The 22,499-nt window shown below is 74.1% G+C and carries 20 protein-coding genes; 13 read left to right on the forward strand and 7 right to left on the reverse strand.

From position 1 onward, the window contains the following. Positions 1-246 precede the first annotated feature (246 nt). The 3 genes from ABD335_RS22630 (at position 247) to ABD335_RS22640 (ending at position 2,494) form a co-directional block, all read left to right on the forward strand. Positions 247-489: a hypothetical protein gene (locus ABD335_RS22630; RefSeq protein WP_344326515.1), complete on the forward strand. Its 243-nt coding sequence runs from the start codon at positions 247-249 to the stop codon at positions 487-489. A 708-nt stretch (positions 490-1,197) separates the two neighbouring features. Next, positions 1,198-1,725: a hypothetical protein gene (locus ABD335_RS22635; RefSeq protein ID WP_344326517.1), complete on the forward strand. Its 528-nt coding sequence runs from the start codon at positions 1,198-1,200 to the stop codon at positions 1,723-1,725. Between the two features lie 364 nt (positions 1,726-2,089). After that, entirely contained in the window at positions 2,090-2,494 is a 405-nt protein-coding gene (locus ABD335_RS22640; RefSeq protein WP_344326519.1) for a hypothetical protein, read from the forward strand. Between the two features lie 120 nt (positions 2,495-2,614). On the opposite strand, the gene ABD335_RS22645 is transcribed toward ABD335_RS22640, so the two are convergent. Beyond that, a complete protein-coding gene (locus tag ABD335_RS22645) occupies positions 2,615-4,387 on the reverse strand; it encodes a dolichyl-phosphate-mannose--protein mannosyltransferase (RefSeq protein WP_344326521.1) in 1,773 nt (590 codons plus the stop codon). 106 nt (positions 4,388-4,493) lie between these two features. On the opposite strand from ABD335_RS22645, the gene rsmI reads away from it, so the two are divergent. The 7 genes from rsmI (at position 4,494) to ABD335_RS22680 (ending at position 11,889) form a co-directional block, all read left to right on the forward strand. Next, a complete protein-coding gene (gene rsmI, locus ABD335_RS22650) occupies positions 4,494-5,345 on the forward strand; it encodes a 16S rRNA (cytidine(1402)-2'-O)-methyltransferase (RefSeq protein WP_344326523.1) in 852 nt (283 codons plus the stop codon). 106 nt (positions 5,346-5,451) lie between these two features. Continuing rightward, positions 5,452-5,736, forward strand: coding sequence for a hypothetical protein (locus ABD335_RS22655; RefSeq protein ID WP_425583713.1), 285 nt, complete (start codon positions 5,452-5,454; stop codon positions 5,734-5,736). Between the two features lie 70 nt (positions 5,737-5,806). Beyond that, entirely contained in the window at positions 5,807-6,655 is an 849-nt protein-coding gene (locus ABD335_RS22660) for a TatD family hydrolase (RefSeq protein WP_344326525.1), read from the forward strand. Between the two features lie 382 nt (positions 6,656-7,037). After that, positions 7,038-8,465, forward strand: a complete 1,428-nt coding sequence (locus ABD335_RS22665; protein ID WP_425583718.1) for a resuscitation-promoting factor — start codon at positions 7,038-7,040, stop codon at positions 8,463-8,465. Continuing rightward, on the forward strand, positions 8,462-9,337 hold the full coding sequence (rsmA, locus tag ABD335_RS22670; protein WP_344326529.1) for a 16S rRNA (adenine(1518)-N(6)/adenine(1519)-N(6))-dimethyltransferase RsmA: 876 nt from the start codon (positions 8,462-8,464) through the stop codon (positions 9,335-9,337). The genes ABD335_RS22665 and rsmA overlap by 4 nt, the downstream gene beginning before the upstream one ends. A gap of 116 nt (positions 9,338-9,453) precedes the next feature. Then, positions 9,454-10,389, forward strand: a complete 936-nt coding sequence (locus ABD335_RS22675) for a 4-(cytidine 5'-diphospho)-2-C-methyl-D-erythritol kinase (RefSeq protein ID WP_344326871.1) — start codon at positions 9,454-9,456, stop codon at positions 10,387-10,389. Between the two features lie 105 nt (positions 10,390-10,494). After that, positions 10,495-11,889 carry an acyltransferase family protein gene (locus ABD335_RS22680; protein WP_344326531.1) on the forward strand — a complete coding sequence of 465 codons (1,395 nt, stop codon included), beginning with the start codon at positions 10,495-10,497 and terminating at the stop codon, positions 11,887-11,889. 151 nt (positions 11,890-12,040) lie between these two features. On the opposite strand, the gene ABD335_RS22685 is transcribed toward ABD335_RS22680, so the two are convergent. From ABD335_RS22685 to ABD335_RS22710, 6 genes are all read right to left on the reverse strand, one after another. Beyond that, positions 12,041-12,712: a lytic polysaccharide monooxygenase auxiliary activity family 9 protein gene (locus ABD335_RS22685; protein WP_344326533.1), complete on the reverse strand. Its 672-nt coding sequence runs from the start codon at positions 12,710-12,712 to the stop codon at positions 12,041-12,043. 161 nt (positions 12,713-12,873) lie between these two features. Then, a complete protein-coding gene (locus ABD335_RS22690; RefSeq protein ID WP_344326536.1) occupies positions 12,874-13,689 on the reverse strand; it encodes an SDR family NAD(P)-dependent oxidoreductase in 816 nt (271 codons plus the stop codon). 9 nt (positions 13,690-13,698) lie between these two features. After that, a complete protein-coding gene (locus ABD335_RS22695; protein ID WP_344326538.1) occupies positions 13,699-14,889 on the reverse strand; it encodes a serine hydrolase domain-containing protein in 1,191 nt (396 codons plus the stop codon). A gap of 51 nt (positions 14,890-14,940) precedes the next feature. Next, entirely contained in the window at positions 14,941-15,738 is a 798-nt protein-coding gene (locus ABD335_RS22700) for an energy-coupling factor ABC transporter ATP-binding protein (RefSeq protein ID WP_344326540.1), read from the reverse strand. Beyond that, positions 15,726-16,487, reverse strand: coding sequence for a cobalt ECF transporter T component CbiQ (cbiQ, locus tag ABD335_RS22705; protein ID WP_344326542.1), 762 nt, complete (start codon positions 16,485-16,487; stop codon positions 15,726-15,728). The genes ABD335_RS22700 and cbiQ overlap by 13 nt, the downstream gene beginning before the upstream one ends. Position 16,488: 1 nt before the next feature. After that, positions 16,489-17,625 carry an energy-coupling factor ABC transporter permease gene (locus tag ABD335_RS22710; protein ID WP_344326544.1) on the reverse strand — a complete coding sequence of 379 codons (1,137 nt, stop codon included), beginning with the start codon at positions 17,623-17,625 and terminating at the stop codon, positions 16,489-16,491. 370 nt (positions 17,626-17,995) lie between these two features. Between ABD335_RS22710 and ABD335_RS22715 the strand changes: the two genes are divergently transcribed. The 3 genes from ABD335_RS22715 to ABD335_RS22725 all read left to right on the forward strand — a co-directional run bounded on the left by ABD335_RS22715 (position 17,996) and on the right by ABD335_RS22725 (position 22,488). Further along, positions 17,996-18,409: an SsgA family sporulation/cell division regulator gene (locus ABD335_RS22715; RefSeq protein ID WP_344326547.1), complete on the forward strand. Its 414-nt coding sequence runs from the start codon at positions 17,996-17,998 to the stop codon at positions 18,407-18,409. A 328-nt stretch (positions 18,410-18,737) separates the two neighbouring features. Next, complete coding sequence (locus ABD335_RS22720) at positions 18,738-22,157, forward strand: S41 family peptidase (protein WP_344326549.1); 3,420 nt, start codon at positions 18,738-18,740, stop codon at positions 22,155-22,157. A gap of 139 nt (positions 22,158-22,296) precedes the next feature. After that, on the forward strand, positions 22,297-22,488 hold the full coding sequence (locus ABD335_RS22725) for a hypothetical protein (protein ID WP_344326551.1): 192 nt from the start codon (positions 22,297-22,299) through the stop codon (positions 22,486-22,488). The last annotated feature ends 11 nt before the right edge of the window (positions 22,489-22,499 follow it).

The raw sequence follows: 22,499 nt of genomic DNA on the forward strand, positions 1-22,499 counted from the left end.
CGTCACCCTTACGGCAGCGCAACCCCACCGCGTGTCGCTCGTTACCACGGAGAGCAGAAGGCCGATCCTCCTTCGGCAATAACCGTGCGGGCCCGTGCCACAGCCTGTGGCGCGGGCCCGTTACACGTATGGAGCAGAAACAATTCCGCGGCGCGCGGCAACGCCTCCCGAATATTCGAACCAAGGGACCTAGCATTGCACAACGCCAGCCTGTGAAGCGGCTTCGTACATTGGAGGTACACACCCATGAGCCTGAAGCGCACCGCCGCCATCGCGCTCTCCACCGCCGCACTGGTGCTCGGTGGCGCCGGCGCCTCCCACGCCGGTGACGGCCCCAAGTTCAAGAACAACAACCAGATCCTGCCGTGCCCGAACGCCGAGGTCGTGAACGTCCCGATCCTCTCGGCCGACACCAACAACCTCGACTGCTCCCAGAACGAGAGCCGGTTCGCGAAGGTCCTCGAGGCGCGGCTGGGAGGCCTCCTCTAAAACCGACCTCCGGAACCGACCTGTCACCGCAGAGGCCGCCCCCGACTGCACCGGGGGCGGCCTTTGCGACGCCCGTCGCGCCCGCGATTCACGGATTCCTCGACATCGGGTTCGGGAAAGGACGCCCGAACTCCACCGGTCCGACGACGCAGACGGCGCGGAACGCCTCGCGGTGCGCGGCGCACACGGGCCGGCGGCCGAACACGCCGCCCTCGACCCCGCTCCCGGGAAACCGTCCCGCGACATCCGAGCAGGGCACCGGAGGAGGCCGGGAACTCGACGCCTCACCGCCCGAGGAGCGGTTTTTCACCGCCTGCGGCTCACGACGGCACGGCACGGCGCGACGGGGGCCGGCGGGTTTCCCGCGCTTCCTGTCGCCACGGGGACGATCGGTCGTTTTTTCCACGCGGAACGAACAGGGAAAGTCCCGGCCCCGGGCCACCCGGGTGACACGCCGGAATTTCACTCCCACGGCAGTACGATCGCCTCTCCGCACCGCTCGTTCCCACGAACAGCAGAAGGCCGATCCTCCTTGCGTGGACAACCGGACGGGCCCGCACCACCGGCCGCGGAGCGGGCCCGTTACACGTATGGAGCAGATGTAATACGACGGCGCGCGGCAACGCCTCCCGAGCATTCTGCGAAAAGGTCCTAACATTACACAACGCAAGCCCTCGAAGCGGCTTCGTACATTGGAGGTAAACGTCCATGAACCTGAAGCGCACCGCCGCCGTCGCGCTTTCCACTGCCGCGCTGGTGCTCGGTGGCGCCGGCGTCTCCCACGCCGGTGACGGCCCCAAGTTCTACAACAACAACCAGATCCTGCCGTGCGCCAACCTGGAGCTCATTCAGATCCTCCTGCTGGCCGCCGACACCAACAACCTCGACTGCTCGGGGAACTACAAGGAGGAGTACCACTACTCGTCCTACAAGTCCTGGAAGCAGGAGAAGGACCACGACAGGGACCGCGACAGGGACTACGACCGGGACCGCGACAGGGATTACGACCGGGACTACGACCGGGACCACGGCCGGGACCACGGCCGGGACCACGACAGGAAGAACGACCGGGACCACGACGAGGACCACGGCCGGGACCACGGCCGGGACCACGACAGGAAGAACGACCGGGACCACGACGAGGACCACGGCCGGAACCACGACAAGAAGGACGACCGGGACCACGACGAGGACCACGACAAGAAGGACGACAGGGACCACGGGTACGGGCGCTGAGCACCCGATCCTCGCGGCACCTCGAAAGGCCGCCTTCCGGTTCGCCGGAAGGCGGCCTTTCGCCTTTTCCGGCCCCGCCCGCGGAATACCGCCGAAGCAACAACACCCGCATGGCGTAACAACACCGTGGAGCCGCAGGTCGTCCCCCGGTGGGCAATGTCGGAGACGGGCTTTCCACGAGACACGCAGAAACGCAAAAGCGCGCAATCGCGGATTTGGTCCGTTAATGTCGCCGACGTGGGGGTAACTCCCGCCCTTCCGGTGGACCGGCCGCATGGTGACTGTACTCCGGAAACCGATTCTTCGGCCGCTCGGCGGCGGCCGGGGATCATCTTTCCTTCTCTCGTCAAGGAGACAAGACCGCATGAAGCTGAAGAAGACGCTCTTCGTTTCGTTCGCCGCCGCCATGGCTCTCGCGGGCGGGGCGGCCAGCGCCCACGCCGGCGAGGCGAAGTTCGAGAACAACAACCAGATCCTGCCCTGCCCCAACCTGGAGGTCGTCAACATCCCGATCCTCTCGGGTGACATCAACAACCTCGACTGCTCCCGCAACTACAAGGAGGAGATCGAGGTCAAGAAGGTGACCAAGATCGAGAAGGACGAGAAGTTCTCCTTCGCTCCGAAGTTCGCGCAGCTCCAGGGCCAGGCCCAGGGCCAGGAGCAGGACGCCAAGGCCAAGCAGGGTCAGAAGCACGACGAGCGGGAGTACGACCGGGACCACGACAAGAAGGACGACAAGGACGACAAGGACTACGACAAGAAGGACTGACGCCGACGCGCCGGCACTCGCGCGTCGCCCCTTGTGACCCTCCATTAGACCCTCCACATGACGCCGCCCGCCGGGTTTCCCGGCGGGCGGCGTCGGTCGTACGGGGGGTTGCTCGGGACCTCAGATCCAGGTGTCCAGCCACATGCGGTCCTGCCAGGCGTCCTTGGGGATCTGGCCCCCGGTGTAGATCGGGTAAAAGTAGACGAAGTTCCAGACGATCAGCAGCACCAGGACGCCGGCGGCCACGACGCCCACCACCCGCCGCCGCTCCGGGGAGCCGGGCGGACCGAGGATCGCGCCGATCGCCATCGCCACCGCCAGGCACAGGAACGGCACGAAGACGACCGCGTAGAAGTAGAAGATCGTCCGCTCCTGGTACAGGAACCACGGCAGCCAGCCGGCCGCCACCCCGCACAGGATCGCGCCCGCGCGCCAGTCGCGCCGCAGCCCCCAGCGGTAGAGGCAGTACAGCAGCGCGAAGCAGGCGGCCCACCACAGCAGCGGGGTGCCCAGCGCGAGCACCTCGCGGGCGCAGCCGCCCTCGGCCGTGCAGCCGTTCTCGCCCCGCTCGGCGGACTCGTAGAAGTACGACACCGGACGGGCGGCCACCGGCCAGCTCCAGGGGTGGGACTGGTAGGTGTGCTCGGAGGTCAGCCCGACGTGGAACCTGTAGACCTCGGCCTCGTAGTGCCACAGGCTGCGCAGCGCCTCCGGCACCCAGGTCATGTCGAACCGCGGCAGCGGGATCCGCAGCTCGGTGAGGGGCAGGGGGATCGACAGGTCCGGCGACAGGCCCCGCCGGCCCTCCGCCCAGGTGCGGAAGTAGCCGTCCCGGCTCGCGAACCAGCCGGCCCAGGAGGCGAGGTAGACGACGCCGGCGACCGGCACCAGGGAGAGGAACGCGGGTGCGGCGTCGCGCCGCAGCATCGACCGGTAGGGGTGCCGCGCCCCGGCGGCGCGGCGGGACGCGGCGTCCCACAGGACGGTGAGGACGCCGAAGGCCGCCAGGACGTACAGGCCGTTCCACTTGGTGGCGCAGGCCAGCCCCAGGCAGACCCCGGCGGCGAGCCGCCAGGGCCGCGGGCCCGGGCCCAGCCGTTCGGCGACGCCCGCGTCGGGCCGCCCGTCGGGCAGGGCGGCGGCGAGGCGGGCGCGGGCCCGGTCCCGGTCGACCAGCAGACAGCCGAAGGCGGCCAGCACGAAGAACATCAGCACCATGTCGAGCAGCGCGGTGCGGCTCATCACCAGGTGCAGCCCGTCCACGGCCAGCAGGGCGCCCGCCAGGCAGCCCAGGGCGGTGGAGCGGAACAGCCGGCGGCCGATCCGGCAGACCATCAGCACCGACAGCGTGCCGAGCACGGCGACCATGAACCGCCAGCCGAAGGGCGTCAGGCCGAACATCGCCTCGCCCAGGGCGATGATCCACTTCCCGGCGGGCGGGTGGACCACGTAGGAGGCGGCGTCGCCGAGCGGGGCGGCGGCGGGGTTGTCGAGGATGGTCTCGTTGGCGCCGTCCGGCCAGGTGCCCTCGTAGCCGAGCTTGTACAGCGACCAGGCGTCCTTGGCGTAGTACGTCTCGTCGAATATCACCGCGTGCGGCGAGCCGAGGTTCCAGAACCGCAGGAGCCCGGCGAGGAGCGCGACGAGGATCGGGCCGCCCCATCCGACCCGGCGTCCCAACAGGTGCGCGTCGCCCGAATCCAGCCCGAACACGCCCCACACCCGGCTGCCGCCGGGCGGGGGGAAGGGCGGTACGAGCCGTTCCCGCACGTCGGCCCGCCGGGGCGCCGCGTATCCGTAGCGCCGCAGTCGCTCCCGCCATGACGGGGTCTGCTCCCCGACGGGCTCCCCGTGCCGGGCCTGAGTCGCGGTGTCACTGGTCACGCGGGCCATCGTAGGGAACCGCCCGCGGCGGGCACGCCGCCTCCCGCCGCCCGGTCCGTTCCGCGCGGGGGCGCGCGGGCGGCCGGGAGCGGCCCGGAGCTGGGAGGATGGCGGGGTGAGCGGAACACTCGTACTGGCAGGAACCCCCATCGGCGACATCGCCGACGCGCCGCCGCGGCTCGCGGCCGAGCTGGCGGAGGCCGACGTCGTCGCCGCCGAGGACACCCGGCGGCTGCGGCGGCTCGCCCAGGCCCTGGAGGTGCGGGTCTCCGGCCGGGTGGTGTCGTACTTCGAGGGCAACGAGGCCGCGCGCACGCCCGAGCTGGTCGACGCGCTCGCGGGCGGCGCCCGGGTGCTGCTGGTGACGGACGCGGGGATGCCGTCGGTGTCCGACCCCGGCTACCGGCTCGTCGCCGCCGCCGTGGAACGCGGGATCAGGGTCACGGCCGTGCCCGGGCCGTCCGCGGTGCTGACCGCGCTGGCCCTGTCGGGGCTGCCGGTGGACCGCTTCTGCTTCGAGGGCTTCCCGCCGCGCAAGGCGGGCGAGCGGCTGGCACGGCTGCGCGAGGTGGCCGAGGAGCGCCGCACCCTCGTGTACTTCGAGGCGCCGCACCGCCTGGCCGCCACGCTCGCCGCCATGGCGGAGGTCTTCGGCGCCGGGCGTCGGGCCGCGGTCTGCCGGGAGCTGACCAAGACCTACGAGGAGGTCCGGCGCGGCGCGCTGGCGGAGCTGGCCGCCTGGGCCGAGGAGGGCGTGCGGGGGGAGATCACGATCGTCGTGGAGGGCGCGCCCGACGCGGCGCCGGGCGAGGTGGACGCCGCCGAGCTGGTGCGCCGGGTCGCCGCGCGGGAGGAGGCCGGGGAGCGCCGCAAGGACGCCATCGCGGCGGTGGCGCGCGAGGCGGGGCTGCCCAAGCGGGAGGTGTTCGACGCCGTGGTCGCCGCGAAGAACTCCTCCGCCGGCTGAGGCCGGGGCGGCACGGACCGGAGGCCGGGCCGAAAAAGACGCCGGAGGACTCGTGCATTTCCGGGACACATGGGGTCCACTGGGAGGAAAGCGGGAGGAGGTTCCCATGAAGGATCCCAAGGACTCCGCGCGCCCCCAGGCGACGACCGTCCACGAGGAGTACTCCTTCGCCTGCATGCACTGCGGCCACGGTTGGGAACAGGCGTACGACATCCGGCACCACGTCGACCTCGACGGCCGGCCCTTCGTCACCTACCACGACCCGGTGAGCGGCCGGCGCGTCCCGTCGCCGCTGACGCGTCCGGTGTGTCCGAACTGCGACACGCACGTGGTGCGGATCATGCGGCCCGGACGGGTGGCCACGGCCGAGCACGCCCGGTCGCACGAGTGAGCCCCGTGGGCGCCCGTTCCCGCCCGGGTGACCGGCGGGCGGCGGGGCGGGGCGTTCTAGGATCGCCCGCATGGAGAAGTCCGCGAAGGCCGTGACGCCCGCGCCGCCGCCGGTACCGCTGAACGTGCCGGTCGCCGACTCGCACACGCACATCGACATGCAGGACGCCGGCGTCGAGGAGACGCTCGCGGCCGCCGCCGAGGTCGGTGTGACGACCCTGATCCAGGTCGGCTGCGACCTGGAGCGGTCGCGCTGGTCCGCGCGGGCCGCCGCCGAGCACGACGCCGTGTGGGCCGCGGTCGCCCTCCACCCCAACGAGGCGCCGCGGCTGGCCCTCGGCGAGGGCGGGTGGAAGGCCCTGGACGCCGCGCTGGAGGGCATCGCCGAACTGGCCGCCCGACCGGAGGTGCTGGGCGTCGGCGAGACCGGGCTGGACCACTACCGGACCGGACCGGAGGGCCGGGAGGCCCAGCAGTACTCCTTCCGCCGCCACATCGAGCTGGCCAAGCGGCTGGACAAGGCGCTGGTGATCCACGACCGCGAGGCGCACGAGGACGTGCTGCGCATCCTGGAGGAGGAGGGCGCGCCCGAGCGGACCGTCTTCCACTGCTTCTCCGGCGACGCCGCGATGGCCGAGGTGTGCGCCGCCAAGGGCTGGTTCATGTCGTTCGCCGGGAACGTCACCTTCAAGAACGCCCGGCCGCTGCGCGACGCCCTGGCCGCGGCGCCGCCCGAGCTGCTGCTGGTGGAGACCGACGCGCCCTTCCTGACCCCGGCGCCGTACCGCGGCCGTCCCAACGCCCCGTACCTGATCCCGTACACGCTGCGCGTCATGGCCGAGGTCAAGGGGATGACCGAGGACGCGCTCGCGGAGCACATAGCGGCCAACACCGCCCGCGCCTTCGGCTACCCACGGTGACGCGCCCCCTCCCACGGGAGGTGTGCGGGCGGATCATCGGCAACTGTGAGTAGTCGTACGACTTGGGAGAGCGACGTCCACTCCGCTAGGGTCCCGCCCCGCCACCCGGACCGCTTGGGAGTACGTCGTGAGCCATCCGCAGGGAAGCCAGCCGCACGGTTACGGGTACCCCTCCGCGCAGTCGCCCCGCCCGTGGGAGCGCCGCGACCGGGACCCTGAGGACACCTACCGCCCCTCGTACGAGTGGTACGGGGCCTCCGCGGCGTACCAGGCGTACGAGGCACACGAGACGCACTCCCCGTACGGCGCGTACGCGGCCCGGGAGGCCCACGGCGGACACGGCGGGTACGGCGGTGCCTACGGCGCCTGGGACGCGTACGGGGTGTACCGCGTCTGGGACGCGCCCGGGGTCCACGCCCCCTACGAGCCGTACCCGCCCCACGCGCCGTACGGCGCGCCACAGGACCCGCCGACCGAGCCGCTCGGCGAGCCGCTCGGCCGGTTCGGGCCCCCCGAGCCGGCCGGGCCGCCGGCCGCGCCCGTCGAGCCCGCCGCCGCGCCGGTCGCCCCGCCCGAACCGCGGGCACCGCTCGCGCCACGGACTCCCGGCGCGGCGGACGAGACGTCCGAGGCGCCCTCCCCCTTGATCCCCCGGCAGTCCACCGGAGGCCGGGCCGCCGCGCGGCGGGCGGCGCGCGCCCGCCGGACCGACCGGCGTCCCGAGACCCTGCGCAGGCTGCTGCCCCAGGCGCTCGTCGTCGCCTTCCTCGCGGGCGGCACCTCCGCCTTCGTCGCCAGCGACAAGGCCGTGCGGCTGACCGTGGAGGGCCGGCAGCGCACCCTCCACACCTTCGCGGACGACGTCGCCGAGCTGCTGGCCGACGAGGGCGTGACCGTCGGCGAGCACGACGCGGTCTCCCCCGCCCCCGGCACGCCGCTCTCCCACGGCGACCGGGTCGCCGTGCGCTTCGGCCGCCCCCTGACCCTCACCCTGGACGGCCGCCGGCAGCGCGTGTGGACCACCGCGTCCACCGTGGAGGAGGCGCTGCGCCGGCTCGGGGTGCGTCCGGAGGGGGCGTACCTGTCGGTGCCGCGCGACCGGCGGATCGACCGCGACGGCCTGGCGATGACGGTGCGCACCGAGCGGAGCGTGACCTTCCTGGCCGACGGGCGCGAGCACACCGTCCGCACCAACGCCGCGACCGTGCGCCAGGCCCTGGCGGAGGCGGGCATCGGGCTGCGCGGCCAGGACACCGCCTCCGTCTCCCTGGACTCCTTCCCGCGCGACGGCCAGACGGTCACGGTGCTGCGCATCACCGACACCGAGCAGGTCCGCGAGGAGTCGATCGCGTTCACCACCGTGCGGCGCGAGGACCCGACCCTGCCCAAGGGGACGGAGGTGGTGGCCCAGACGGGCCGGCCCGGACTGCGGCGGATCACCCACGAGCTGCGCACCGTCAACGGCGTGCGGCTCAGGCCCCGGCACGTGGAGACCGTGGTGGTGCGCGAGCCCAGGCCGCAGATCGTCCGGGTGGGCACCCGGGAGGTGCCGTCCTCGGTGCGCGGCGCCGACCACCTGGACTGGGACGCCCTGGCCCGCTGCGAGTCCGGCGGCCGGCCCGACGCGGTGGACCCCACCGGGACGCACGGCGGGCTGTACCAGTTCGACGCCCGCACCTGGCGGGACCTGGGCGGCCGGGGCCGCCCGCAGGACGCCCCTCCGGCCGAGCAGACCTACCGCGCGAAGAAGCTGTACGTGCAGAAGGGGGCGAGTCCCTGGCCGGTGTGCGGCCGTAAACTGCACAGGTGAGTTCAGCCCCCGCACCGGCCCCCGACCCCCTGCTGGGCCCCGCAGACGTCCGTGAGCTGGCCGCCGCGCTGGGTGTCCGCCCCACCAAGCAGCGCGGCCAGAACTTCGTCATCGACGCCAACACCGTCCGCCGGATCGTGCGGACCGCCCGGGTGCGTCCCGACGACGTGGTGGTGGAGATCGGGCCGGGCCTGGGGTCGCTGACGCTGGGGCTGCTCCAGGAGGCCGCGTGGGTGACGGCGGTGGAGATCGACGACGTGCTGGCGGCGGCGCTGCCCGCGACGGTCTCCGCGCGGCTGCCGGAGCGCGTCGACCGCTTCGCGCTCGTCCACGCGGACGCGCTGCGCGTCACCGAGCTGCCGGGCCCGACGCCCACCGCGCTGGTCGCCAACCTCCCCTACAACGTGGCCGTGCCCGTGCTGCTGCACATGCTGGCCGGCTTCCCGAGCATCGAGCACGGCCTGGTGATGGTCCAGTCCGAGGTCGCCGACCGGCTCTCGGCCGAGCCCGGCTCGAAGGTGTACGGGGTGCCCTCGGTGAAGGCCGCCTGGTACGCGGAGGTGAAACGGGCCGGCGCGATCGGGCGGAACGTGTTCTGGCCCGCTCCCAACGTGGACTCCGGGCTGGTGTCATGGGTACGGCGGGAGCCGCCGCGCACGAAGGCCACCCGGGAGGAGGTCTTCGCGGTGGTGGACGCCGCGTTCGCCCAGCGCCGCAAGACGCTGCGCGCCGCGCTGGCCGGCTGGGCCGGTTCGGCCGCGGCGGCCGAGGCGGTCCTGGAGGCCGCCGGCGTCTCGCCCCGGTCCCGGGGGGAGTCGTTGACGATCGAGGACTTCGCGGCCATCGCGGAGCGGAAGGACACCACCGCATGAGTGCCCCCGACACGGACCTCTTCTTCGGCATGGACGGCACGGACGGCACGGACGCCCCCGGCACCGACGACACCGGCGCCCGCCGACGCCCGGAGGACGGTGGCGGGAACGTCCCGATGTCGGTCACCGTGCGCGTCCCCGCCAAGGTCAACGTGCAGCTCGCGGTGGGCGGGCTGCGGCCGGACGGCTTCCACGACCTGGCGAACGTCTTCCTCGCCGTGGGCCTGTACGACGAGATCACCGTCACGCCGACGGCCCCGACCGAGGGCCCACGCGTCACCTGCTCGGGCCCCGACACCCACCACGTGCCGCTGGACCGCTCCAACCTGGCCCTGCGCGCCGTGGACGCGCTCGCGCTCCGGCACGGCATCTCGCCGGACGTCCACGTCCACATCGACAAGGACATCCCCGTCGCGGGCGGCATGGCGGGCGGCAGCGCGGACGCGGCGGGCGCGCTGCTGGCCTGCGACACGCTCTGGGGAACCCGGACCCCGCGCGAGGAACTGCTGGACATCTGCGCCGAGTTGGGTTCGGACGTGCCGTTCTCCCTGGTCGGAGGCGCGGCGCTGGGACGGGGCCGCGGCGAGGTGCTGACGCCGCTGGAGGTGGGCGGCACCTTCCACTGGGTGTTCGCCGTCGCCGACGGCGGGCTGTCCACCCCGGCCGTCTACCGCGAGTGCGACCGGCTGCGCGAGCGGCGGGGAACGGGCTCGGGCGTCGACGACGTGCCCGCGCCGGAGGCGTCCCCCGTGCTGCTCGCCGCGCTGCGCTCCGGGGACGCCCGCCTGCTGGCCGCGAACCTGTCCAACGACCTCCAGCCCGCGGCCGTCTCGCTGCTCCCGTCCCTGGACGAGACCCTGGCGGTGGGCAGGGAGGCGGGCGCGCTGGCCGCGCTGGTCTCCGGGTCCGGGCCGACCTGCGCCTTCCTGGCCGAGGACCCCGCGTCGGCGTCGGACATCGCCGTGGCCCTGCGCGACGCGGACGTCTGCCGCGACGCCCGCACGGCGACGAGCCCGGCTCCGGGCGCGACGGTGCTCCGGGCCGCGGTCTGACGGGATTCCGGACCGCGGCCTGAGTACCCCGACTCAGGCCGCGCCGGCGTGCTTTGAGTACGAACGCCGTGCCGGGTGGACGACCGCGCACGCCAGTCTCCTCCCATGGAGACCAGGGGAGTCACGAGAACCGGGGACGTCGGTGTCCGCGCGCTCGCCGCGGCCACGCCCGCCACGCGCGACCGTTTCGTCGACCTGCTGCGCGTCGTCTCGCTCGGCACGGTGGTGCTCGGCCACTGGCTGATGGCCGCCGTCGCGGTCGACCCGGACGGCGGCGTGGAGGTGGGCAACCTGCTCGCCGTCGTGCCCGCCCTGCAGCCCGCCACCTGGCTGTTGCAGATCATGCCGGTGTTCTTCTTCGTCGGCGGCTTCTCGCACGCGCTGTCCTACCGCTCGCTGCGCCGCCGCACGCCCGCCGGCGCGTCGCCCTACCCGGCGTTCCTGCGCGCCCGTCTCCAGCGGCTGCTGCGCCCGACCATGGCCTTCGTCGCGGTGTGGGGCACGGGCGCGACGGTCCTGCAACTCGCCGGCGTCGGCGGCCCGTTGGCGGACACGGCGGCCCGGCTGGCGACCCAGCCGCTGTGGTTCGTCGGGATCTACCTGGCGATGGTGGCCCTCACCCCGCCGCTGCTGCGCCTCCACGAGCGGTACGGGTGGGGGGTGTTCGCCGCGCTCGCCTGGTCCGCCGCGATGGTGGACCTGCTGCGGTTCGCGGCCGGTGTGCCCTACGTGGAGTTCCTGGCCTTCGCCTTCGTCTGGTCGGCCGTCCACCAGTTGGGCTTCCTGCGCGCCGACGGCCGGCTCCGGGAGGGGCCGCGCATCCCGGCGGTCCTGGCCGTGACCGGGTCGGCGTCGGCCGCCGCGCTGGTGGCGCTGGGTCCGTACCCGCTGTCGATGGTGGGGATACCGGGCGAGCCGATCAGCAACATGGCCCCGCCCACGCTGGCCCTGCTCTGCCACGGCGTGTGGCTGGTCGGCGCGGTGGAGCTGCTGCGCGGGCCCGCGGCGCGGCTGCTGGAGCGGCCCCGGGTGTGGCGTGCCGTGGTCGCCGCGAACGGTGTGGCCATGACGGCGTTCCTGTGGCACCTCACCGCGATGCTCGGGGTCTACGGGCTGCTGCTCGCCCTCGACGTCCCCCTGCCCGCTCCGGCGAGTGCGGCGTGGTGGCTCCAGGCGCCCGTGCGCGTCGCCGCCGCGGCCGTCCTGACCGCGCTGCTGGTGGCCGTCTTCCGCCGGTGCGAACGCCCGGCGCCCGCCGCGGGGTTCGCCCCGTCGGCCACTCCGTCGGCCGGCGCGCACCGCGCCGCCGCCCCGGCCGCCGCGTTCGGCGTCGCGCTGTGCCTGCTGGGGGTGCTGGGCCTGTCGGCGGTCGGCTTCGGCGGGCTGTTGGAGGGGCACAGCGCGCTGCTGATCGCCGTCCGCGTCACCGCTCCGGTGGCGGTGGGCATGGCGGCGGTGGGGTGGCTGCTGGTGGAGCGGTCCGGTCGTCGGACGGGGTGACGCGGGCCCGCCGGGCGGCGACGGCGAGCCGGGGGCGGGCCGTCGCGGCGGCGGCGGTGGGCGGGAACGGAAAGGCCCCGCCGGGCGCGGGCGCGTCCGACGGGGCCGTACCACCACCGATGTCGCCGAGGATGCGTCCGGCGGATCGGGGTCAGCGGAAGTTCACGTCGCTGCACAGGAAGTAGGCCTGGTCCATGTGGGAGGCCTGCCAGATCGTGAAGACGATGTGGCGTCCGCTGCGGCCGGGGGCGCTGACGTCGAACGAGATGTTCTGGGCGGGGGCGTAGCGACCGGTGGTCTTCACCAGCTCCAGGTCGCTCCAGCGCAGGGCCTGGCGGGTGGCGTCGAAGCCCTGCTTGGTGACGTAGACGCGGAAGAAGTCGGCACCGTGGCTGGCCTGGTCGTACAGCCGCATCGTGAAGTTGGTGCTCACGTCGGTCGTCTTCCACGGGCCCACGGCGTCCAGGGCGTTGTAGCGTCCGCCCTCGGCGCCGCCGCCGCTGCACAGCCTCCCGTCGGGGAGAGCGGCCTGGAAGTTGCCGCCGACCCCGTTCTTGTACAGGCCGTTCCAGTTCCACATGGCGTTGGGGTTGGCCTGCCACGCCTGCCAGCACATCGGGTCCTGCTGCTGCATGGCGGGGTTCAGGTGGTCGCTGCCCCACCGCTCCCAGCAGCCGTAGGCGCGGAAGGCGGGACTGACGATCCCCCCGTGCGCGGAGGCGGTGTCGGCGGTCCAGGGGATCAGGGCGAGCAGTCCCGCGAAGAGCGCGACGACGGCGCGTAAGACCCTGCGGGGGGTTTCGACATGTTCATGACAGTGCATTGCGCGATCTCCGTTTTCCGGCTGTGGGGGTCTCCGGATCATGGGAGCGCTCCCATGTCACGTCTGCTTTACCCGCCGACACGGAACCGAAACCTTCGGAAACCGAAATCCCGGCCTTCGGCGTGGCCGACTCCCCACGCCCGACCGGCCCCCGCCGTCCGTCAGGCGTCGCCCCTCAGGGCGCGGAACAGGCCGAGGTTGCTCGCCAGCAGGCCGCCGTCGACGGGCAGGGTGACGCCGGTGATCCAGGCGGCGTCGGCGGAGGCGAGGAAGGCGACGGCCGCGGCGATGTCCTCGGGACGGCCCACCCGCCCCAGGGGGTACTCGCGGGCCGCGCGCTCCAGGGCGTCCTCCCTGCCCTCCCAGACGGGCGTGGCCACCGTGCCCGGCTCGACCAGGTTGACCCGCACCCCCCGGGGTGCCGCGTGCCCGGCCAGGGTGCGGGTGAGGGAGGCCAGGCCCGCCTTGGCGGCGCTGTAGGCGTGGTTGCCGAAGTCCCGTTCGCCGTTGACCGAGCCGATGGCGACGATCGAGCCGCGCCGGTCCGGGGCGGCGGCGAGGTGGGGCAGGGCGGCGCGGGCGCAGCGGAAGGCGCCGGTGAGGGTGGTGTCCAGGTCGCGCTCCCAGTCCTCGTCCGAGGAGTCCTCGAAGAGCGGGGCGTCCGGACGGCAGGAGTGGGCGTTGGCGACCAGGACGTCCAGGCCGCCGAAGAGGTCCACCGCGCGGGCCGCGGCCGCCTCCACCGAGGCCCTGGACCCCACGTCGCAGACGGCGGCCTCGGCCCGCCCGCCCGCCTCCCGCACGGACGCCGCCGTCCGCCGTGCCCGCTCGCCGTCGACGTCGGTGACGAGCACCCGCGCGCCCTCGGCGGCCAGCCGCCGGCAGATCGCCGCGCCGATGCCGCGCCCGGCGCCGGTGACCCAGACCGCGTACCCCTCGAACCGGTGTGTCTCGAAGCCCTCTTCGGATCGCCGCATCGGCCCAGGCTAGGGTGCCGGCCGGGGTCCTGTCGCCACGTGGCGCAGGGCGCGTACGAGGGCCTGGGCACGGGGGTCGGACGTGACCGATCTCTGGAGGGAGTTGGTGACGTAGGCGAAGGCCACGCCCGTCTCCGGGTCGGCGAAGGCGAGGGAGCCGCCGCGGCCGGGGTGGCCGAAGGAGCCCGGCCCGAGCATCGGGCAGGACGGTCCGTGGAGCATGTAGCCCAGCCCGAAGCGGGTGCCCACCACCAGGACGCGGTCCGGACCGACCGACTCCTCGGTGCGGGCCTGGGTGAGGGTGGCCGGGGCGTACAGGCGGCGGGTGCCGTCGTCGAGGTCGCCCAGCAGGGCCGCGTAGAAGCGGGCCAGGGAGCGGGCGGTGGCCACGCCCCCGGAGCCGGCGAGTCCGGCGGCCAGGTAGGCCGGGGCGTTCTCGTCGGGCGGCGGGGTGATGGCGCCGAAGGCGCGGCGGGTGAGGGAGTCGGGGTCGGCCCACGCCTCGGCGACCTCGCGCTTGGGGCGGACCCGCAGGCCGCGGGAGAGCGGTACGGGCGGGGTGGGGACCTCGGCGATCCGGCCCACCCGGTGGGCCTGTTCGGCGGGGAGCCCGAGCCAGATGTCGAGGCCGTACGGGCCGGCCACCTCGTCGGCGAACCAGCGGCCCAGGGTGCGTCCGGTGACCCTCAGCACCAGCTCGCCCAGCAGCCAGCCGTAGGTCTGCGCGTGGTAGCCGTGCGCGGTGCCCGGCTCCCACGCGGGCGCCTGCGCGGCGATCGCGCGCGGCCCGGAGACGCCGTCGACGGCCTGCTCCGGGGTGAGGGGGGTGTCGAGCACGGGCAGGCCCGCGCGGTGGGTGAGCAGGTGGCGCACCGGTACGCGCTCCTTGCCCGCCGCCTTGAACTCCGGCCAGTACGTGCCCACGGGGGCGTCCAGGTCCAGCCGGCCGCGCTGGTGCAGCAGGTGGAGGACGGCGGCGGCCGGGCCCTTGGTCACGGACCGCACGACCTGGGCGGTGTCCTCCCTCCAGGGCGCGTCCCCGTGGGGGTCGGCGAGGCCGCCCCACAGGTCGACGACCTTGTGTCCGTCCCGGTAGACGGCCACGGCCGCGCCGCGGTCGCCGCGCTCGGTGAGGTTGGCGCGGAAGGCGTCACGGACCGGCTCCCAGCCGTCCGCCACCGTTCCCTGGACGTCCGCCACTGTGGTTGTGCTCCTGCCGTTCGTCGGTCGATGCGTGCAGCGTCCATGGTCCTACGCGCGTGGCGGCGTCACGGACCGGGGGTCGAATCCGAAGGGCGGTTCCAGACGGTGGGCGCGCATCAGTTCCGTGTCGCTCAGCAGGTCCTGGGTGGTGCCGTCGGCGACGATCACCCCGTCGTCGAGGACGACCGAGCGGGGGCACAGCTCCAGGGCGTAGGGCAGGTCGTGGGTGACCATCAGCACGGTGACGTCCAACGACCGCAGGATGTCGGCGAGTTCGCGACGGGCGGCGGGGTCGAGGTTGGAGGACGGCTCGTCCAGGACGAGGATCTCCGGGCGCATGGCCAGGACGGTCGCCACCGCGACGCGGCGCCGCTGCCCGAAGGAGAGGTGGTGCGGCGGGCGGTCGGCGTACTCCTCCATCCCGACCCGGGTCAGGGCCTCGCGCACCCGCTCCTCCAGCTCGGCGCCGCGCAGTCCGGCGGAGGCGGGGCCGAAGGCGACGTCCTCGCGGACGGTGGGCATGAAGAGCTGGTCGTCGGGGTTCTGGAAGACGATGCCGACGCGGCGGCGGATCTCGGCGAGGTTGGCCTTGTCCACCGGCAGCCCGGCCACGGTGACGCTGCCCGCCCCGGCGGCGAGGATGCCGTTGAGGTGGAGGACGAGGGTCGTCTTGCCCGCGCCGTTGGGCCCGAGCAGCGCGACCCGCTCGCCGCGCGCCACGGTGAGGTCCACGCCGAACAGGGCCTGGTGGCCGTCGGGGTAGGCGTGGGCGAGGCCGCGGACCTCCAGGGAGGGAGGCGCGGTGGCGGCGTCGGACGCGGGGTCGGCGGATGTCACAGGGCCCATCCCAGCAGCCGGACGACGAGCGCGGCGAGCGGGAGGGCGGCGGCGGACGACCACTGGGCGCGGGTGGCGGTCGCCTCCTCGACGACGGGCATCGAACCGTCGTAGCCGCGGCTGACCATGGCCAGGTGGACGCGTTCGCCGCGCTCGTAGGAGCGGATGAACAGCGCCCCGGCGGACTTGGCCAGGACGCTCCACTGGCGCGGCCCGCGCGCGGTGAAGCCCCGCGAGGCGCGGGCGACGCGCATGCGGCGCATCTCGTCGGCGATCACGTCGCCGTAGCGGAGCATGAAGGACGCGATCTGCACCAGCAGTGGCGGCAGCCGCAGCCGCTGGAGCCCGAGGAGGAGGTCGCGCAGCTCGGTGGTGGCGGCCAGCAGGACGGAGGCGGCGACCCCGAGGGTGCCCTTGGCCAGGACGTTCCAGGCGCCCCACAGGCCGGCCTCGGCGAGCTCCACGCCCAGCACGTCCACGCGCGGTCCCGCCGCGACGAAGGGCATCAGGACCGCGAAGGCGACGAACGGGACCTCGATCGACATGCGGGTGAGCAGATGGCGGGGCGGTACGCGGGCCGCGCCGGCGACGGCGGCGAGCAGCAGCGCGTAGAGCCCGAAGGCCCACACCGCCTCGCGCGGGGTGGAGACCACGATCAGGACGAAGGCCAGGACGGCCACGATCTTGCAGTGCGCGGGGAGCCGGTGTACGGGCGAGTGGCCGTGGTGGTGGAGCCGGTGGGCGTGCCCGGCGCCCATCTCAGGTGGACTTCCCGGTCGGGGCGTCCGCGTCCGTGCGGCCCTCGGACGCCTCGGCGGCCCGGGTTCCGTCCGCGGCTCCGGCGGCCCGGCGCCGGCGCACGACCACGAACACCCCGGAGCCGACGGCCAGCGTCGCCCCGACCCCGATGACGCCGGCGACGCCGACGGACAGCCGCTCGTTCGTAATGGACGCCACGCCGTAGTCGGCGAGCGGGGAGCCGGCGAGGCCGTGCTCCTCCTCCCGGGCGGAGATGCCGTACTCGCCGGCGACCTTCTCCAGGCCGTCGGGGGCGGAGGAGGCGTAGAAGCCGACGACCCCGGCGCACAGCAGGGTCGCGGCCAGTCCGCCCGCCCAGACCTTCCGGGCGGAGGGGGCGGTGCGCGCGGCGGGGGCGACCGGCTCGGGGGCGGGCTCCGGCGCGGCGCCGGCCCCGCCCGGTGCGGTGCGCAGGACGAGGGGCCCGGCGAGGTCGCGGGCCGCGTACACCAGGTCGGGGCGGACGGCGAGGACCGCGCCGACGGCGGCGGTGGTGACGATCGCCTCGCCGACGCCGATCAGCGTGTGGACGCCGAGCATCGCGGCGAGGACCGCGCCGAGGGGGACCTCCGCGGTGCCCCCGAGCGCGTACAGGCCGGTGAAGACGGCGGCGGCGGCCGGCACGGAGACCAGCGACGCCACGAAGCCGGCGACGGTGATCGCGCTCCGCCCGCGCGGCAGGACCCGCACCAGGCCGCGGAAGACGAGGTAGGCCGTCACGACGGTGACCACGCCGATCAGCGTGATGTTGGTGCCCAGCGCGGTGAGGCCGCCGTCGGCGAAGAGGAGGGCCTGGAGCAGCAGGACCACGGACAGGCAGAGCACGCCCGTGTGGGGGCCGACGAGTATCGCCGCGAGCGCCCCGCCCATCAGGTGGCCGCTGGTTCCGGCTCCGACGGGGAAGTTGAGCATCTGGACGGCGAAGACGAACGCCGCCACCAGACCGGCCAGCGGAGCCGCGCGGTCTCCGCCGAGGTCGCCGGGGGCGCCGGCCGCCTCGCGGCGGGCGCCGCGCAGACCGGCCGCGACGGCGGCCGCGGCGACGACGCCGCCGGCCACCGACACCGGGGCGTCGAGGAATCCGTCGGGGACGTGCATGGCGGGGCTCCGCTTCTCCGGGGCTTCTCCGGCCTTCACCGGTCTTCCCCGGCCTTCTCCGGTCGCCACGGCGGCGCGAGGTCGGCTCCTCCTCCGATGGTAGGACCTTGTTGCAAGGCTTTCGCAAGAGCGCTCGCGTCGCGGGCGACCGTGCGCGACGGATCGGCCACCGAAAGCTTTTCCTTTGGTCCGCTTCTCGATGGGATGAAGGAATTCGACCGATACAGGGCACTCGACTTTTATGCCGGACCTTCACAGAACTGTTGCAGAGGTCACAGAAATTACTCGCGGTATTCCGTCATGAAAACGCCCTGACGGGGTCGAAGGAGAAACAGGCCCCCTCGAACGCCCGAGCCAAGGAGCAGCCGCCATGCCCACCGTCATCGACCACACCGTCCAGGCCCGCCTGGTCACCGTCCCCTCGGCCACCCGGGACGTCACCGTCGCGCTCCGATACGACCGCCACGATCCCTTCGCCGTGCGGATCGTCTTTCCGCCCGATGTCTCCCTCGACGGACAGGAGGTCGCCTGGGTCTTCTCCCGCGAGCTGCTGGAGGAGGGGCTGCGCGCCTCGGTGGGCCGGGGGGACGTGCGCGTCCGGCCGAACGGCGAGACGCGGACCGTCGTCGAGCTGCGCGCCCCGGAGGGGGTGGCGGTGATCGAGTTCGACACCGCCGGGCTGCGGAACTTCCTGCGCGGCACGTACAAGCTGGTGCGCAGCGGGACGGAGCACCTGGAGATGGACCTCGACCGCGCCCTGACCGCCCTCCTCCGGGGTGTGTGACACCCCGACGCGCACGCGGGCGCGCGGACGCGCCGGGGACCGCACCGCCCCGGCGGAGGCCGGCGGCCCGGCCCCGTCGACGGACCGCTCCGCCCGGTCGCGGACGACCTCCACCGGCACCCCGGTCTCCGGATCGGCCCCGCGGACGCGGCGGCCGACGTGCGGGCGCGGAAGGAACGAGGGAGCGGAACTCCGGTGACGGTCCGCGTCGGAACGCCGTCTCCCGCTCGACGGACGAACGCACTCGGGACGTGAGGACCACGTCACTCTCCGGCCCCGCACCGCGCAGGAGTTGCCGCGAGCCGGCCGGCCGGCGACCATGGGAGGGGTGACCGTTTCCTCCGGCCCTTCGGGCCCGTCCGTACCGCCCTCCCCGGGCGCCTACCTCAGGTTCCCCCACATCCACGGCGAACTGATCTGCTTCGTCGCCGAGGACGACCTGTGGATCGCCCCGATCGCCCCCGAGGGCGCGGAGCCCCCGCGTGCCTGGCGGCTGACCGTGGACCGCACCCGGACCGGGCACCCCCGCTTCTCCCCCGACGGCCGGCACATCGCGTACACGAACTGGCGCAGCCTGGACCCCGAGGTCCACCTCGCCCCGATAGAGGGCGGCCCGGCGCGGCGGCTGACGTACTGGGGCGCCGTCGACACCCAGGTCTGCGGCTGGACCCCCGACGGGGAGATCCTGGCCGTGGCCTCGCACGGCCAGCCGCTGTCGCACCTCACCTGGGCCTACCGGCTGCCCACCGACGGCAGCCCCGGCGAGCGGCTGCCCTGGGGGCCGGTGTCGCACATCGACGTCGCCGACCTGGACGGCGAGCGGCGGACGCTGCTGCTGACCGGCAAACCGTTCCACGAGCCCGCCGCCTGGAAGCGCTACCGCGGCGGCGCGATGGGACGGCTGTGGCTGGACTCCGAGCGCCTGATGCCCGAGCTGTACGGGCACCTGGACTGCCCGATGTTCGTCGCCGGCCGCATCGCGTTCCTCTCCGACCACGAGGGCGTCGGCAACCTCTACTCCTGCCTGCCCGACGGCAGCGACCTGCGCCGCCACACCGACCACGCCGACTTCTACGCCCGCCACGCCTCCACCGACGGCGAACGCGTGGTCTACCAGTGCGCGGGCGAGCTGTGGCTGGTGGACGACTTCTCCCCGCACGCCCGACCGCGCCGCCTGCCCGTACGGCTGGGCGGGCCGCGCGCCGGGCGGCGCTCCTACCAGGTGTCGGCCGCCGGCCACGTCAACTCCCTGGCCGTGGACACCACCGGGCGGGCCAGCGCGGTGGGGGTGCGCGGCAGCCTGTACTGGCTCACCCACCGCGACGGCCCGGCGCGGGTCATCGCCGACACCCCGGGCGTGCGGGTCCGGCTGCCGGAGATGCTCGGCTCCACCGGGCAGATCGCCTACGTCACCGACGCCGAGGGCGAGGACGCCGTGGAGATCGCCCACCTGCCGCGGGTCAGCGGCGGACGCGATCCGCGGCGGCTGGCCGCGGGCAGGCTGGGGCGGGTGCACGAGCTGATCTCCTCCCCGGACGGCGCCACGCTCGCCGTCGCCTCCCACGACGGCCGGCTGCTGCTGGTCCGCACCGGCGCCGAGGAGGCCGAGGGCGGCGGGTCGGCCGGGAAGGACGCCGGGGAGACGGGCGGCGGAACCGCGGAGACCGGGACCGCCGGGGCCGCCGGCGAGGAAGAGGTCGCCGAGGAGGAGGGAGAGGTGGTCGAGCTGGTCCGGTCCGTCAACGGGCCGGTGCGCGACCTCGCCTTCTCCCCGGACTCCCAGTGGCTGGCCTGGGCCCACCCCGGCACGGGCGGCGCGCTCACCCGCATCCGGATCGCCCGCCTGAGCGACCGGACGATCCTGGACGTCACCGAGGGCCGCTTCGAGGACGAGGAGCCCGTCTTCACCCGCGACGGCCGCTACCTGGCCTTCCTCTCCTGGCGCGGCTTCGACCCCGTCTACGACGTCCACACCGGGGACCTGTCCTTCCCGCTGGGCTGCCGCCCGTACCTGGTGCCGCTCTCCTCGGCGACGCCCTCGCCCTTCGCGCTCTCCCCCGAGGGCCGCCCGGCGGCCGGGGGGCTGGACCCGGACGCCCTCGGCGAGGTGACCGGCGAGGAGGGCACGGTGCTGGTGGAGGCCGAGGGGCTGGCCAGCCGGGTCACGCCGTTCCCGGTGTCGGCCTCGAAGTACTCCTCCCTCCATCCGGTCGGCGGCGGCGGGCTGGTCTGGCTGCGCTGGCCGATCTCCGGGGCGCTCGGCGAGACCTTCGCCAACCCCGCCGACACCTCCGGCCGTCCCACGCTGGAGCACTTCGACCTGGCCAAGGCCAAGCGGACCGAACTGACCAGCAGCGTCGACTGGTTCGCGGTCAGCGGCGACGGCACCCGGCTGGTGGTCAACGACGACGGCGAGCTGCGGGCGGTCCCGGCCACCGAGACCGCCGACGGCGACTCCACCACCTACCTCGACCTGCGCCGCATCCTCCACGACGTCGACCCCTGCGCGGAGTGGCGGCAGTCGTTCGACGAGGCGGGCCGGATCATGCGGTCGTACTTCTGGGACCCGGGCATGTCGGGCGTCGACTGGGACGCGATCCTCGACCAGTACCGTCCGCTGGTCGAACGGGTCGCCTCCCCGGACGAGTTCGCCGACCTGCTCCGGGAGACGGTGGGCGAGCTCGGCACCTCCCACGCGTACGTGACGTCCGCCCGGCGGAACGAGGGGCCGGCCCACTACCAGCGGCCCATCGGGCTGTTGGGCGCCGACTTCGCCCGCACCGAGGACGGCCGGTGGCGGGTGGAGCGCATCCTGCCCGGCGACTCCTCCGACTCCCGGGCCCGTTCGCCGCTGGCCGGTTCCGGCATCCGCGAGGGCGCGGTGCTCACCCACGTCGACGGGCGGCCCGTGGACCCGGTCGCCGGACCGTCTCCGCTGCTGGCCGCGGCGGGCGGCACCACCGTCGAGCTGACCTTCCAGGGCCCGGGCGGCGAGGGGGAGGACGCCCCGCCGCAGCGTCCCCGCCGCGTCGCCGTCATGCCGCTCGTCGACGAGCGTCCGCTGCGCTACCAGGACTGGGTGAGCCGACGCCGGGCGGTGGTGCGGGAGTTGAGCGGCGGCAAGTGCGGCTACCTCCACATCCCGGACATGGGCGGTTCCGGCTGGGCGCAGTTCAACCGCGACCTGCGGGTGGAGGTGTCCCGGCCCACGCTGATCGTGGACGTGCGCGGCAACGCGGGCGGCCACATCAGCGATCTGGTGGTCGAGGCGCTGACCCGCACGATCCTGGGCTGGGACCTGGTGCGCGACGCCCAGCCGGTCAGCTACGCCTCCAACGCGCCGCGCGGCCCCATCGTGGCGCTGGCCGACGAGGCCACCGCCTCCGACGGCGACATGATCACCGCGGCGTTCCGGCTGTTGGGGATCGGCCCGGTGGTCGGCGTCCGCACCTGGGGCGGGGTGGTCGGGATGACCGGACGGCACCGGCTCGGCGACGGCACGGTCATCACGGTGCCGATGAACGCGGCGTGGTTCGACGCGTACAAGTGGTCGGTGGAGAACCACGGCGTGGAGCCCGACATCGAGGTGCTGCGGACGCCGCGAGACTGGGCCGAGGACCGCTACCCGATGCTGGAGACGGCCGTGCGCACCGCCTTGGACCTGCTGGAACGGCATCCGGCCGCCACGCCGCCCGGCTACGAGGACGTCCCCGACCGCAGCCGTCCGCCGCTGCCGCCCCGGCCGTGACCGCGCGCGGCGGGAGCACGGGGGGAGCGGACCGGGCACAGGGGGGGACGACACGGAGAAATGCCCGATGTGCGCCGATTGTCGGATCGTGTCACCCTGAAGGGGAGAAACCGCCTGGAACACCTTCCGGGAGTTGCGCATGGGCACACGGGACAGGAACACGGACGAGTTCCCCGAGGAGCGCCGCACCGCGCGCCAGCGCGGCGGGAACAAGCCGGACGACGACCGCTCCCGGCGGCGCGGCCGTGACCGCGAACAGGACGACTGGAAGATCCACCCGCGCGAGGACAGTCCCCCGGAGTGGGACGAGGAGGACCGACCCGACGCCTGACGGACGAACGG

The organism is Streptomyces macrosporus (assembly GCF_039533145.1).
In the GTDB taxonomy this organism is placed as follows: domain Bacteria; phylum Actinomycetota; class Actinomycetes; order Streptomycetales; family Streptomycetaceae; genus Streptomyces; species Streptomyces macrosporus.

What these genes read in the sequence shown, in the direction of transcription:
- ABD335_RS22630 (WP_344326515.1), top strand. Translation starts at nt 247, where the DNA reads ATGAGCCTGAAGCGCACCGCCGCCATCGCGCTCTCCACCGCCGCACTG.
- ABD335_RS22635 (WP_344326517.1), top strand. Translation starts at nt 1,198, where the DNA reads ATGAACCTGAAGCGCACCGCCGCCGTCGCGCTTTCCACTGCCGCGCTG.
- ABD335_RS22640 (WP_344326519.1), top strand. Translation starts at nt 2,090, where the DNA reads ATGAAGCTGAAGAAGACGCTCTTCGTTTCGTTCGCCGCCGCCATGGCT.
- ABD335_RS22645 (WP_344326521.1), bottom strand. Translation starts at nt 4,387, where the DNA reads ATGGCCCGCGTGACCAGTGACACCGCGACTCAGGCCCGGCACGGGGAG.
- ABD335_RS22655 (WP_425583713.1), top strand. Translation starts at nt 5,452, where the DNA reads ATGAAGGATCCCAAGGACTCCGCGCGCCCCCAGGCGACGACCGTCCAC.
- ABD335_RS22660 (WP_344326525.1), top strand. Translation starts at nt 5,807, where the DNA reads ATGGAGAAGTCCGCGAAGGCCGTGACGCCCGCGCCGCCGCCGGTACCG.
- ABD335_RS22675 (WP_344326871.1), top strand. Translation starts at nt 9,454, where the DNA reads ATGTCGGTCACCGTGCGCGTCCCCGCCAAGGTCAACGTGCAGCTCGCG.
- ABD335_RS22680 (WP_344326531.1), top strand. Translation starts at nt 10,495, where the DNA reads ATGGAGACCAGGGGAGTCACGAGAACCGGGGACGTCGGTGTCCGCGCG.
- ABD335_RS22685 (WP_344326533.1), bottom strand. Translation starts at nt 12,712, where the DNA reads ATGCACTGTCATGAACATGTCGAAACCCCCCGCAGGGTCTTACGCGCC.
- ABD335_RS22690 (WP_344326536.1), bottom strand. Translation starts at nt 13,689, where the DNA reads ATGCGGCGATCCGAAGAGGGCTTCGAGACACACCGGTTCGAGGGGTAC.
- ABD335_RS22700 (WP_344326540.1), bottom strand. Translation starts at nt 15,738, where the DNA reads ATGGGCCCTGTGACATCCGCCGACCCCGCGTCCGACGCCGCCACCGCG.
- cbiQ (WP_344326542.1), bottom strand. Translation starts at nt 16,487, where the DNA reads ATGGGCGCCGGGCACGCCCACCGGCTCCACCACCACGGCCACTCGCCC.
- ABD335_RS22710 (WP_344326544.1), bottom strand. Translation starts at nt 17,625, where the DNA reads ATGCACGTCCCCGACGGATTCCTCGACGCCCCGGTGTCGGTGGCCGGC.
- ABD335_RS22715 (WP_344326547.1), top strand. Translation starts at nt 17,996, where the DNA reads ATGCCCACCGTCATCGACCACACCGTCCAGGCCCGCCTGGTCACCGTC.
- ABD335_RS22725 (WP_344326551.1), top strand. Translation starts at nt 22,297, where the DNA reads ATGGGCACACGGGACAGGAACACGGACGAGTTCCCCGAGGAGCGCCGC.